At 37.5% G+C, this 14,476-nt stretch carries 7 protein-coding genes; 4 read left to right on the top strand and 3 right to left on the bottom strand.

The genetic code is table 11. The annotated features are described in order from the left end of the window. Nucleotides 1-141 precede the first annotated feature (141 nt). From gnd to OLW01_RS17275, 4 genes are all read left to right on the top strand, one after another. Entirely contained in the window at nt 142-1,611 is a 1,470-nt protein-coding gene (gnd, locus tag OLW01_RS17290) for a decarboxylating NADP(+)-dependent phosphogluconate dehydrogenase (protein WP_268076756.1), read from the top strand. A gap of 163 nt (nt 1,612-1,774) precedes the next feature. Continuing rightward, a complete protein-coding gene (locus tag OLW01_RS17285) occupies nt 1,775-2,692 on the top strand; it encodes a DNA replication terminus site-binding protein (protein ID WP_268077282.1) in 918 nt (305 codons plus the stop codon). 334 nt (nt 2,693-3,026) lie between these two features. Continuing rightward, the gene (locus tag OLW01_RS17280; RefSeq protein ID WP_268077281.1) at nt 3,027-5,627 is read left to right on the top strand and encodes a cellulase family glycosylhydrolase; all 2,601 of its coding nucleotides are present in this window, start codon (nt 3,027-3,029) and stop codon (nt 5,625-5,627) included. Nucleotides 5,628-5,753: 126 nt separating this feature from the next. Next, nucleotides 5,754-6,470 carry a DUF6445 family protein gene (locus OLW01_RS17275; RefSeq protein WP_268077280.1) on the top strand — a complete coding sequence of 239 codons (717 nt, stop codon included), beginning with the start codon at nt 5,754-5,756 and terminating at the stop codon, nt 6,468-6,470. 73 nt (nt 6,471-6,543) lie between these two features. On the opposite strand, the gene OLW01_RS17270 is transcribed toward OLW01_RS17275, so the two are convergent. The 3 genes from OLW01_RS17270 to OLW01_RS17260 all read right to left on the bottom strand — a co-directional run bounded on the left by OLW01_RS17270 (nt 6,544) and on the right by OLW01_RS17260 (nt 14,273). Next, the gene (locus OLW01_RS17270) at nt 6,544-8,046 is read right to left on the bottom strand and encodes a tryptophan halogenase family protein (RefSeq protein WP_268077279.1); all 1,503 of its coding nucleotides are present in this window, start codon (nt 8,044-8,046) and stop codon (nt 6,544-6,546) included. Between the two features lie 158 nt (nt 8,047-8,204). Next, nucleotides 8,205-11,219 carry a TonB-dependent receptor gene (locus OLW01_RS17265; protein WP_268077278.1) on the bottom strand — a complete coding sequence of 1,005 codons (3,015 nt, stop codon included), beginning with the start codon at nt 11,217-11,219 and terminating at the stop codon, nt 8,205-8,207. A gap of 510 nt (nt 11,220-11,729) precedes the next feature. Then, nucleotides 11,730-14,273, bottom strand: coding sequence for a glycoside hydrolase family 3 protein (locus tag OLW01_RS17260; protein WP_428980217.1), 2,544 nt, complete (start codon nt 14,271-14,273; stop codon nt 11,730-11,732). Nucleotides 14,274-14,476: the final 203 nt, after the last annotated feature.

Raw genomic sequence — 14,476 nt, 5'->3', positions numbered from 1 at the left:
AATAATTAAAAAATAATCTTTCGTTTTGCCTGCCAAATCATCAACTTATACTTACTAAAAAATTTTGCAAATGTTAAACTACTCGGACGCCTGAAAAATGGCACAAAATATTAATATATAGCATCATCTTAAGGAGCTATTTTGAAAGAGTTATCAGATATCGGCCTAGTTGGCCTTGCTGTTATGGGTGAAAACTTGGTTCTAAACATGGAATCAAAAGGTTTCACAGTAACTGCTTATAACCGTAGTTATAGTAAAGTAGAGAAATTTTTATCTGGCCGTGCTGCAGGCAAAAACATTCGCGGTGCCCAGAGCGTAGAAGAGCTAGTTTCATCATTAGCAAAACCACGCAAAATCATGTTGATGGTAAAAGCAGGCCAAGTTGTTGATGATTTTATTGAACAACTTATCCCGCATTTAGACAAAGGCGACATCATTATTGATGGCGGTAATTCACACTTCCCAGATTCAGACCGAAGAACAGCTTATTTAGCTGAAAAAGGTTTGCATTATATTGGCTCTGGTGTTTCTGGCGGTGAAGAGGGCGCATTAAAAGGCCCATCAATTATGCCAGGCGGTGCTAAAGAGGCATGGCCAGCAGTTAAAGATATTTTCCAAGGTATTTCAGCTAAAGTAGCAGACGAAAATGGCGACTTAACTGTTCCATGTTGTGATTGGGTTGGTGACGGTGGTGCTGGCCATTTTGTGAAAATGGTTCATAACGGCATTGAATACGGTGACATGCAGTTAATCTGTGAAGCTTACCAACTAATGAAAACCGTGTTAGGTTTGTCTGCAGACGAAATCCACGAAGTATTTAAAGAGTGGAACGAAACTGAACTAGACAGCTACTTAATTGAAATCACTCGTGACATTTTTGCATACAAAGATGAAGACGGTGAACCTTTAGTTGAAAAAATCCTAGATACAGCTGGCCAAAAAGGCACCGGTAAATGGACTGGTATTGTTGCACTTGATTTAGGTGTGCCTTTAACGTTAATCGCAGAATCTGTGTTTGCGCGTTGTATTAGCTCGAAAAAAGATGAGCGTGTTGAAGCGTCTCAAGTTATTGAAGGCCCTAAAGTTGAATTTACTGGCGACAAAAAAGCCTTTATCGAAGACTTACGCCAAGCTTTATTAGCATCAAAAATGACCTCGTATGCACAAGGTTATGTATTAATGCACGAAGCTGCAAAAGAATATAACTGGGACTTAAACTACGGCGGCATTGCACTAATGTGGCGTGGTGGTTGTATTATCCGTTCTGCCTTCTTAGGTAAAATTAAAGAAGCATACGATAACAACCCAGCATTAAATAACTTACTACTTGACCCTTATTTCAAAGGTTCAGTAGAAAGTGCACAAGCAGGTTGGCGACGTGTTGTTGGTACTGCAATTGCCAACGGTGTGCCAGCGCCTTGTTTAAGTGCGGCATTAACTTATTTTGATGGCTTTAGAACAGCTCGTCTACCGGCTAACTTGTTACAAGCTCAGCGCGATTATTTTGGTGCGCACACGTATGAGCGTACAGACAAACCACGCGGTGAGTTTTTCCACACCAACTGGACTGGTCGTGGCGGTGATACAGCTTCAACCACTTATAATGTTTAATTAAGTATTTGTTATTAAAAGCGAGTTTCACGACTCGCTTTTTCTTTAACGTGATATAATCCCAACACGCAAGTTTGGCAATGTTTTAAACGTACATCATAATAAATTGTGCAACGCTATAACAACATCTAACAATAAAAGTTTTTTCAAAAGGTCGCTAAGAATGAGTGTGCAAATTCAACATATTATTGAGTGTCAGAATAAATTTCGAGAGCTTACTCAAAAAATAAAACAATTAAACCAATATTTACAACAAAACCACGAATATATAAAAGCTTATTGTTATCAAATTGGACAATTAAACCCTACACAAAAAACATCTCCTATCATTCAATCTGCAGGTTTAGATTTATCAAAAGCAGCTTATTTACATTTCAAACTAGATGCAGGTGACATAGTCAAACATGTCGTTAGATACCCAGGCTTGATCTCAATAAACCATCCGGACGTTTTTACTCAAATCGAAGAAAAATTAGTAACCATTAACAAACTAAAAACTGAACTAAGTGAATATATAAGTCGTTATGGCAAACCAAATGAGTTCAAAACAACAAAAGGGGATTTGCAATATGTTAGAAACGATCTAATTTATAAAGCTTTACCTATGGTAAACCATGGCATGTTAAAACGACATATAGTCAGTTATTCAGAACCAATGTTAAATGCAAGTTTTGGTTGGAATGTTGATTTTAATCACGAAACTATTGACGATATTGATGCTTATAAAACGAAATTACATGGCCGAATGAATCACCCGCCCGATTTAACATCAGCTCAAGAATGGCAATTAAGTATTGAAACTGTATTAAATAAAATTGATCGGTTAGTAGACGCAGGCATTTTACTGAAGAATATAAGACCAAAACCAGTAGAACCAAAAATGTACGTGGCTTTTGAACAACGTAAAATAACCATACGGCCACGATTGCCTATTATTGCATTAGGGCATGGCGAGCATGTCAATTTGAAAACTGAATTAAAAACACCAAAACCTCATCCACTACAAATAAAAAATAGCAGCAAATTTGATTACCAAAGATTGAGTCCATTTTTATATTTATATGCTTGTAGAAAAAAGTAATACTACTCTCTTATTGTAAAGTGAATAAGCATAAAAAGTCACATACGATACTTAAATTACAACTGACCATAATTCATATAATTAAGTTGTTTATTATTCCAAATAAAATAAGTTTGTCTCATTTGTTCGAACGTTTCGATTAACTTATTTTGCTTTATTCGGAAGCCGATCACGCTTTAATTGGTTAATTTAATGTTGCGAGTATGTTTTATGATTTCATGAAAAAATATAGCAAACATCAGCATAAATAAACTGAAAGCTAAACTACTACAGTGAGCTTAATTTTCAGGTTATTTGATAAGCCAATAAATAACAATAAGGTTGGAGCGTTATCGTGATAGACAAACACAAAAAGCAATTTATATTTAAACCATTAGGCAAATTTGTCGCACTAGCTTGTTTCGCTATTGCTACGACAGGTTGTGATTTAAATTCGACTGATGCTAATAAAAATAATGGGGTTACGGTTTATCCAACTGAACCAGATCATAGTTTTACTGCGCCCAGAGCTGGTCAAGAACAATTTTCGCGGCTAAGACAAGAGGGTAAGTATTGGGTTAACGAGCAAAATGAAGTAGTTTCGTTACGTGGTATTAATTTAGGAAATTGGTTAACACTTGAAACTTGGATGATGAACTCAGGTGATAACCCTGTAGGCGATGGAATAGAGGACCAGTGCTCATTTGAAGCAAAATTAACAGAACGATTCGGTTTTGATGAAAAAGAAAGATTAATGGATCTCTATCGAGATAATTATATTACCGAACGAGATTGGAACATCATTGCTGAAGCAGGTTTTAACTTATTAAGATTACCTTTCCCTTACGATTTAATTGAAAATGACGCTCAGCCAAAAACACTGCGAAATGACGCATGGGTTTATTTAGATAAAACGATAACTGAAGCAAAAGCTCGAAATATGTACGTCATCTTAGATTTACATGGCGCAGCTGGACGGCAAGGTTGGGAACATCATAGTGGTTGCACAGGTTTAAATGAATTTTGGGGTGGAGATCAAACAAACCCAGATCTTGCATTAGCGGCAGAAAACCAAGAGAGAACAAAGTGGTTATGGCAACAAATTGCACAGCGTTATAAAAACGAACCAACCGTTGCAGGTTACGGCTTAATCAATGAACCTTGGGGCACCGATGCTGAAAATTTAGCAGATGTCTCAACTGAACTTTATCAAGCTATTCGAGAAGTTGACCAGAATACAATTGTTATTTTACCGGGCCATAATTCCGGCATTCAAGCATATGGTCTTCCCGCTGAGCAAGGTTTAGAAAACGTTGCCTTAGAAATGCACTTTTACCCAGGTATATTTGATGATCTAGGTATTAGTTATAAAACACAAAGAAACTGGCTAACTTGTGGTTTACTCGGTAGTTCTGGTATGTGCGAATGGGACGAGAAAATTGACAATATCCAAACACCGTTTCTAGTTGGTGAAATGCAACCTTGGACAGGGTTAGGTGAACAAGGTGGCGCTATTACTCGTGCCACTTTTGATAAATATAATGAACTAGGCTGGGCTGGAACTGTTTGGTCTTATAAAGTCATGTCACGAGATGGTGGCCAAGGAAATGGCACTTGGGGTTTAGTCACAAACAAAGGCGATAGGCTTTTAGCTAAAGCTGATACTTGGGCTTGTGCTGGCTGGGATAATAATTTTGATGAAGCCTGTGGTCAACCAGCAAAAATTGTCACACCCACTGATGATGATCAAAGCTTTTATTTAGTTGTTAAAAGTGGATCATTTGGTGGTGGTCAAGACATTCAACTGGATGATATTCAGTTAATTGAACAGTCTACAGGCAATAATATTCTTGCTAATAGCAGCTTCGATGCAGATTCTGCTTGGTTAGAATGGAGCGCCACTAATAACACCGCAGAGGAGGACAATTTAACCGTAGAAGTTAATTACCCTCAAGATGAGAATAATTCAGTATTACGCATTTCCGCATTAGAAGGGAGTGGTTTTGTTAATGGCGGTGCGTACCAAAAAGTTGAATTAACTGGTGGAGAGTCTTATCTATTGAGCGGCCATTTTGCAGATAAAGGCTCAAAAGACACTTGGGCTGAAGTTTATCTATTACCTGCTGAACCAATTAATGGACAAGATGTAAATGGTTCAGCCATGCCTAGCATTGATTTAAATAATTCATCACTAGAAGAGATTGAAAATTATTTCAAACTTCAGTCAACAATAGAGTATGACAAGCATCAAACGGTAATTGATGCCTTAACGGCAGAGCAACCACCCGTTATTTTTGACTTACCATATCGTCCAGTCAATTTATCTTTAGTTGAAGATGAAGAAACTAATACAATAGATTTAAGCTGGAAGGCTGTTGATGGTGCCAAATACAATGTTTATCGCTCAAATGTTTCAGGTAGAGATTACCAGTTAATCGCCCAAGGCATTGAAAGTAATTACTATACAGATACTGACAAACCAGAAGGGGTTACTGGATATTACACGGTGACAGCGCTCAACGAAACAGATGAAAGCTACTATTCAAAAGAAGTCGCTTCTGCGTTTTCTGCATTTGAGATTCCGGGACTCATCCAAGCTGAAAATTATATTGCCCAAACAGGTTTTGAGCTTGAGAATACATCAGATGAAGGGGGTGGCCAAAATACAGGCCATGCGCAAACGGGAGATACCCTAGAATATTTGGTGAATATAACAGAAGCTGGCGAATATAATGTTGAATTCAGATTTGCTACTGAAGCAGGCTCACGTGGTTTTACTATGTCGTTGGGCGAAAATCAAATTGCAACAGTATCTGTTCCCGTCACCGGCGGCTGGCAAACATGGCAAACAGTTAGCCACACCATCACAATTGAAACTACAGGAGAGCAAACACTTAAATTAGAAGCTATTGATGATGAATGGAATTTTAACTGGATGAGGTTCAATAAAAATTAATCAATATTAGAGCTCAAAGTTTATTTGACCAGTATTAAAGTGTGGCAATCTTATGTTCTTAATTGATATAAATTGTCTCATTTTAATAACTGGTTTATTAACAGATAAGAGATAAGTGTGATTTTAATGCAAAATAATTTAATAGCACCGTTTGCTTTACATCCAAATATTAAATGTCATTTATTGCGCATTGGCTCAGAGAAAACAAGTGTAATTTTAATAGATAATTTTTTGGCAGATATATCTGTAATACAAGAGCACGCTCGCAAAGCTCAATTTCAGCAGGAAAAAAATACTTATTACCCAGGTGTCCGCGCTATGTTGAAAGATAGCTACGTTGACTTTATTTTAACGCACCTTAGTTCCATTATTACTAAAACGTATAGACTGGAGCCAGTGAAAGCGATAGCGGCTGATAATTGTTACTTCTCACTAGTTAATCAACCCCCTATAAATTTAACTAAACATCAATGTATTCCACATTTTGATGCCCTTAATAAAAGACAGTTTGCGATTATGCATTATATTAATTTGGGGGAATTTGGCGGAACAGGCTTTTACCGACATGTGCCTACTGGGTTTGAAAATATCGATAAAGATAATTTAACTAAATATTGCATAACCCGCGAAGAGCATGAACTTAAGTACGGTTTACCATATCAAGCATATATAAATGGCAGCACCGAAGAGTTTACTTTACTAGGTAAAATCACTTACAAACAAAACAGATTAGTCATTTATCCTGGAACTTTACTGCATTCAGGATTAATTAAACCAAGTGATTTATCTAAGAACTCAGAGACAGGGCGTTTAACCGCCAATATTTTTGCTGAATTTAAGTAAGCATTCAAATATAAGGTATCCCTAGTAAGTTAATGGTCAGGTAAAATTGACTTATAAGCTGAATAAGCCCTAGTTATTGTTTCGCACAATATTGCTCAATATATTTTTGGTGATCAGGCATTCTAGCAACCGTTTTTTGAATGTTACCTTTGATAGCCTGCAAAAAACGTGTCAATTCGGGCGATGACATACTATTAGCAATCGGGTGATAGGTTTTGGGTACTATCCCTTGTCCTAACATGACTTGCTGCCATGAGTCTTCAAATAGCTCATCACGTTCGCGTAATACGCGCCCGCTTTCTTTAAAAAGTTCAATTTTGTCATTTAGCGTTCGTGGAATATCCATATTGGCGCAGTGTCGCCAAAATCGACTATCAAGGCGTTCTGTTATTTTATAATGCAAAATAATAAAATCACGAATGCCAATCAATTCAAGCTCTGCTTGTTTATTAAATTCATTAATATTACATTTTTCTCCCTTAGTTAGGGGTAGCATTTGCATTAAACGAATAATACTGGCGGAAATTAAATGAATACTCGTCGACTCAAGAGGTTCCAAAAAGCCACTCGATAAACCTATCGCCACACAGTTTTTGTGCCACTGCTGGCGGCGCTTACCAGTTTTGAAATCTATTTTACGAATATCAGTTAGTTTTTCACCTGTTATATTTTGTTCAAGCGTTTGTGTCGCGGTTTCATCACTTACAAATTTACTACTGTAGACTAAACCATTACCTGTTCTGTGTTGTAGTGGTATTTTCCACTGCCAACCAAAAGGGTGGGCAATTGAGCGGGTATATGGCTTTGGTTTTTCAGTTAATTGAGTCTGCACGGCTAATGCACTATCGCATGGTAGCCAATGGGACCAATCTTCGAACCCCGTATTTAGCGTTTGTTCAATTAACAGAGCACGCATTCCAGTACAATCAATAAATAAATCCCCTGTTACTGTACGCTCGCCTTCTAAACTTAAACTTTGAATATCACCGGTTTGTATATTTTGATTCACTTTAGTAATTTTGCTTTCAATACGCGTGACCCCATGTTTCTCAGCAAATGTACGTAAATATTTTGCATATAAAGTCGCATCTAAATGAAAAGCATAACCTAAACCATTGTCTGGTAAGTGTGAAAACTTGTTATTGAGCGCAGCTTGTAATTCTAAGTTGTAATCGGCGTAGGGGTAATTTATCGCTTGAGTTTGACCTTTCAGCCAAAAATGTTGAAAACCGCAAGCCCAGCAATCTTGCCCAGTTTGACCAAAAGCATGGAAATAATCTCTATTTACATCGCGCCAATTTTCAAATTGAATCCCCAACTTAAAAGTGGCTTGAGTTGCTGCCATCACCTCTCTTTCATCTAAGCCGAGTAGCCGATGGTAATAAATTAAGGTAGGAATAGTCGCTTCACCAACTCCAACTGTACCTATTTGATCAGACTCTATCAGAGTAATATTTAAGCTTTTTCCAAATAATTTGCCAAATGCAGCAGCTGTCATCCAACCGGCTGTACCGCCACCAGCAATAATAATATTTTTAAGTTTTGCCTGTGGGTTTGGATCGTTATTTTGCTGCATAATAAAACCTGAAATCTAATTTTTTGTTTTAACTTTCCTCCACACTGCAGAGGAAAGTTAGATGTAAAGCAGTAGGGCGATTATTGATAGCACAAAGTCAGATTTTAAATAAACCTTAAGTAGTGCTTTTGAAAATAACCGCTCTACTAAGTTATGCTCTAAAAAGTATATCTAGCTCCGATATTATATCTGGGGGCCATTTGACGTAAATTAAGTAGCATACGTTCGTGCCGTCCATGTTCTCGAGTGTATTCGTCTGTAATATTAATACCTTCTACAAATACCTGTAAATGCTCAGATAAATCATAGCTAAAGTTAACATCGATTTGTCCGTACGCATCAGTGTATCTTGGATTATTTCGACCATTAGCATTAGTTGACGTTAAAAAGGTATCACGCCAATTATACGCTATGCGTAACGACATCTTGTCATTTTCGTAAAAACCAATTAAGTTAGCTGAATCACCAAAACCTTCGATCGCAAATTGTGGTGTTAATACCGCATTGTTAAAATCTACATCACCTTTTGCTATGGTTGCATTTGCTGTAATACCAAATCCAGTGTCACTAAATACATGTTGAACAGCCATTTCATAACCATATAAAGTTGCTGTCTGTTCGCTATTAGTTGGTACTGATATTCTAAAATCAGCTAATGGGTCTGCTAAATCTCCGCTTTCAATTGGGACGATAGTAATACTCCCATTTTCATCAATACTCACACCCTGAGTGTAATTTTCCGCAATATACTGACGAATTAATAAATTAGACGTTAACCCTGTATCTCGAGCAGCTTGCGCTCTGGGGCCTGCACCTGGGTTGCGTAATCCAAATGCATTTTCGATAACCGTCTCAGTCCCTATATAATTTTTAACGTCTTTTCGAAAAAAACCAAACGCAGCATAGCTAGCTTCATCATAGTACCATTCAACTGCTAAATCATAATTATCTGATTGCAAGGGTAATAATGCAGGGTTGCCGCGCGAACCTCCACCTTCAACCGCTGTCATTTGTGTGCCTAGGGTTTTACCACCTTGCATATCACCGTAACTTGGACGTGAAATGGCTTTGCTGTAAGACGCTCGAAGTTTTACATCGTCCATAGGTTCAACTGCGAAGTCGAAGCTAGGTAAAAAATTACTATAATCGCCTGATTCTTCAGTATAAGTTGATACGGCCATGCCAGTATCATCTTCCTGTGGTATCAATGCAATTTCGTTTTCACTCGCCCAACGTACGCCTGAATACGCCGGTACTTTAGCTTGAGCAAAAGTATCGGTTTCTTCATATCTAAAACCCGCAACAAGGTTAGCGGGCATATCACCAATATCAAATAATAAATTAGTTTGCACGTACGCAGATGTCATTTCCTCTTCAGTAATTCGGTCAGTGGTAAAATTATCACCACCGCAGAATCTTGGACCACAGGGCCATTCAGTGGTATTGTCAGTTGAAAAGTTCTGCGCAATAAAGTTGGCTAAGGTTTCAAAATCCCAATCAATGTAATGTGGTGTTAAATCTGGATCTGAATGGCCAGGGATTTTATCAAACTGACTTGCTAAATTTTCTTTACTGAACCAACTATCGTCAAAATCAGCTGGATCACCAACACCACCCCAGCTATTTCGAGTTGCACTGGCATATTTTGAATGATTTGCAACTTTGGTTTGATTTAAGCCAAAATCAATACTTTCAACAATCCCTTCATCAAAATAATACTTACCTTTTAGTTGTGTTTGTTTTACATCAGAAACTTCATAGTTATTCCCAAAATTACTGCCGGCAGCTAGCATGTCTTCCGGTTCAAATCCTTCAATTCCGTCGGGATAGTCAAAATCCATCACCGGAAATTCTTGAGTAAAGTCAGTTGTCTGGCGAATACGTTGCTGAGAAATTAAAGCCAGCGTTCCCCATGAACCATAAGCACTGTTTGGTTCATGTTTAGCTTCTGAATCGTGATAATCAAATTCAATATTTAAGTTGTCATTGACTTGGTACTTTAAGTTTAAGCCAATAGAGTTATTAGTATTTTTTGTACCCGAATAAGAACGACCTGAGTTAATGCCTGTGCCATTTACTTCACCTACTTTGGCTTGTGCATACGCATCAGTATCTTGGTATTGCATTGGATAAACCACGCCATTTGAATCCGGGTCTGACCAAATTAAGGTTGAGTAGCTAAAGTCACGTGAAAACCAAGCTGACATATCGGTTAATTCACGATCTATTTTTTTTGATGAATGAGTAAAGTCTAAACGTGCAGTTAAATCACCTGAAGGTTTATATTCTAAGACAATTTGACCATTTACACGGGTTCGATAGGCTTCATTTAGCTGATATACTAAGTTTTGCGGTACACCATAAATCAAACCTTCAGTCGGCTTATTTAAAGTAGCGCCTTCAGGTTCGATATCAGGTAAAGCGCCCGGTAAAGGATTGCCGTTTTCATCCATATCCTGACCAGAAATAAAAGTATGCCAGCCGGAATCAACGGAAGCATTTGAGTTGCCACTATGACGTTTTTGGTAGCTTCCTATAATGGCTACCCCAAAAGTGTCATCGGCAAATGTATTGCTATAAATTCCTGAAATTTCAGGTGTCCAATTATCGCCTTTCTTAGTTGATTGATCATTTACGGCTTTCACACCAAATGAAGCATTTAAACCAGGATTCGCTAGCGGGCGAGGGGTAATAATATTAATCGTTCCGCCCATCCCCCCCGTAGGAATTGAAGCTTTGCTCGTTTTATATACCTCAACAGCGCTAACACTTTCTGATGCAAGATCTGAAAAATCAAATGAGCGAGTAGGGGTAGGCATTTGCCGCCCATTTAACAATACTAAATTACGCGAAGGCCCCATACCTCTAATTGTAACTTGTGCGCCTTCACCATCTGAACGATTGATTGAAATACCAGTTATACGTTGCAGTGATTCAGCTAAGTTTGTATCCGGAAATTTCCCTATATCTTCAGATGAAATTGCATCTACTACGCCAAAACTATCGCGCTTAACATCCATAGCACGGATCATACTGCCACGAATACCTTTTACATTTATAACTTCAATATCTTCATTATTCTCTGCAGCCTGTGCTGGCAGTAACATACTAGCGCTTAGCAACAACGAAACCTGTGCAGCTAATTGAGTTTTATTAAATCTTCTTTTACCCATGTGTTCAACCCTTGAGTGTTAATCAAAAATTTTTCATATCTAACTTTACTAAAATTTTATGCCAGCCAGATACAAACAAAGTTGTGCCAATACACTTTTCATTAACAAAAATGAAAAGAGAGTGTTCAGGCTACGTGCAGGCATTAATTAAATCGTTTTAATCGTTAAAAAATATAGTATTCGAACGTTCTGATGCATTACAAGAACTTTTCGTATTTCATAAGATTTTGAAAATAAAAACATTTATTTTTTTTAAAACTAATAACCTAACATCAATAAATTTACATTTTAGTTTCAAAAATTTGGGGTAATTTCAGTCATGCCGGGTGAGTTATACTTAAGTAGTAAATGATATGTAATACTCAAAAGGAAAAAGCAGACTAACTTTTATTTAGCATAAACCTTAAAAGATTAAGGTTTATGCGCAAAGCGTAAATTACAGCTTTTGATAAAACACCATAGTTTATTATTGAATAAACTATGGTGTGATTGCTTATCTATTTGTGAATATTATCGGCAATTAATATCAGCGTTATCTGCTGAGCGAGGCTGCCAACTAATTTCAGCAAAAGAAACTTTGGCTTTACCACTCGTGATGAAACCAAAAGGCGATCTTAAGTCTGTGAACTGAATACCTGCTTGCTCAAAACATTTTAGCGCAACACTAATTGTATTCCATTTATGTTTTGATAGATTTTGTAGCAAATTATTTAACTCAAGCCCAGCTTTTTTACCATTTGATTGCATATTAATTTTAAAGCTGTTTGTCGGCAATTGATCCACACGAATATTAACTTTAAGCGCTGTATTATTTTGTAAATATTCAGACATATCACGTGGCTCGCTCCAAGCTAAATAACTAGTTGCGACGCTGTTACCTGCCCAACTAAGCTGCCGTGCATCTTCTTGTACATTTTTATCCGTCGTTTTTAAGTGCAAATTATTAGAGCCCTGCGTAGTCACTATGCTCGTTGCAACTGGCACTGCCCAGCTAGCCTGATCACCTAAATATAATCCTAGATCTTGTTGGGGCTGTGAATCAAATAAAGTGACTGGTGCATCCAAATCTTTTTCAAATTTAACTTCAGCTATTTCATTTAAGTTATTAGCTAAATTAATATTGTCTTGATAGGTTAACCCATAACCATAAGCAAAAAGTGGCTCATAGTTTTCATCTCCTATATTTAATAACACTTGTGCATCTGATTTAGGCCACGAATAGGAAAGCTTGCCCTTGAAGTCATAATTAACCTCGCCATTTCGTTTGCTTAACAATACATCTGCAACACCTATTCCCTCAGAACCAGGTAACCAAGCAGCGACAAAAGCGTCAGATGCATTAATTTCGGCATTAACCCATAGCGGGCGACCTGATAAAAATACGGAAACCACAGGAATACCTTGTGCTTTTAGCCGATTAAGTAATTGGAGATCCCGTTTATTATCTCTTTGATATTCAATTCCTTTTATATCACCAACACCTTCTGCATATGGGTTTTCGCCAAATACAACAACTGCGACATCGGGTTTTTGTTCAAACTCACCAGCTTGGTTAAGTTCAACGTGCCCACCTGCCGCATCCACTTTTTGTTTAATCCCATCAAAAATAGAACTAGCTCCCGGAAAATCAGAATTTTGATTACCTGTACCTTGCCAAGAAATTGTCCAACCACCGCTTTGCTTGCCAATATCATCTGCACCGCTGCCTGCAACTAAAATATGTTGGGTAGGGTTAATAGGCAAAACCTGCTGGTTATTTTTTAACAAAACTAAGGACTCTCGTACCGCTTGGCGAGCTAGTGCTCTATGTTGTTTTGCACCTAATAGCGTTTGCTCCCCAGCATACGCACGCTTAATTGGCGATTCACTATCAAATAAGCCTGCCCGCATTTTAACTCGTAAAATTCGACGCACTGCATCATCAATTCGTGCAGTTGGGATTACACCAGATTTAACTTGAGCGACTGTATTTTCATACATTTCTTTCCATTCATTAGGCACCATTATAATATCAACCCCAGCATTAATCGCTTGGGCGCAGCTAGCATTGTTACAGCCATCAACTTGACCATGACCATCCCAATCACCAACAACTAAACCATCAAATCCCATACGATCTTTTAATACATCTGTTAAAAGCGAGGAATTACCATGCATCTTTTCACCGTGCCAACTATTAAAAGATGCCATTATAGTTTGAACGCCTGATTCAATGGCGCTGATATAACCCTGTGCATGAATACGAATTAAATCTTCTTCAGATGATAAATTATTACCTTGGTCTATCCCTAAATAAGTACCGCCATCACCTAAAAAATGTTTAGCAGTGGCAATCACTGTACCGTCAGCCATAAAGTTACTATCGGCTTTACCTTGCAACCCATCTACCATAGCGCTCGCATATTGTTTAACAATTTTTGGATCTTCTGAATAACCTTCATACGTGCGCCCCCATCTGTCGTCTCGAACAACAGCAACAGTTGGAGCAAATACCCAATCAATACCTGTTACTTGGACAATTTTGGCGGTGGCTTCCCCAATTTTTTCAATTAAATCAGGATTATGCATTGCACCTAGTCCGATATTATGCGGATAAATGGTAGCTCCAATTACATTATTATGCCCATGCACGGCATCAGTTCCCCACATAGTTGGAATATCAATCCCATCTAAATTGTCATCAATTGAAGCTTGATACATTTCTTCTGCTAAATGAGCCCAATCTTGCATACTTGCGTATTTATCATTATTTGGAAATGCTCCCCCTCCATTTAAATATGATCCGAAGCCATACTTACGCATATCTTCGATATCAAAAGCTCGAATTTCAGGCTGAATCATTTGAGCCACTTTTTGTTCAATCGTCATTTTATTGAGTATTTTGGTAATCTTAGATTCTATTTTCTCATTTTTTTTAACTTTACTGACTACATGCGGCCAGTTATCCGGATCGGCAATTGAGCTTAACTTTACATTATTTGACTCTTGGTCACTTTCTACTTCTATATGACTGCAACCATTCAAACTAAGTGCAGCGATTAAAGCCAAACTCATTTTTGATTTAAGATAGGCATACTTCAAAATTTGTACTCCTGATAATGATTTAAATTACAAAATAAAACGAAAGTGTAATTAAATTGTTATGCCTATTCGTCAATAACACAGCCAATGCCTCAACTCGAACGTTCGATATAAATAAAAACATTTAACTGACTGATGTATATGAAAATAATTAATTTGGTTCAATAAAAATCAAA

This window comes from Catenovulum adriaticum (assembly GCF_026725475.1).
In the GTDB taxonomy this organism is placed as follows: Bacteria; Pseudomonadota; Gammaproteobacteria; order Enterobacterales; family Alteromonadaceae; genus Catenovulum; species Catenovulum adriaticum.
Note: the sequence above shows the minus strand (reverse complement) of the source record. Positions and strands in the feature narration are given on the sequence as shown.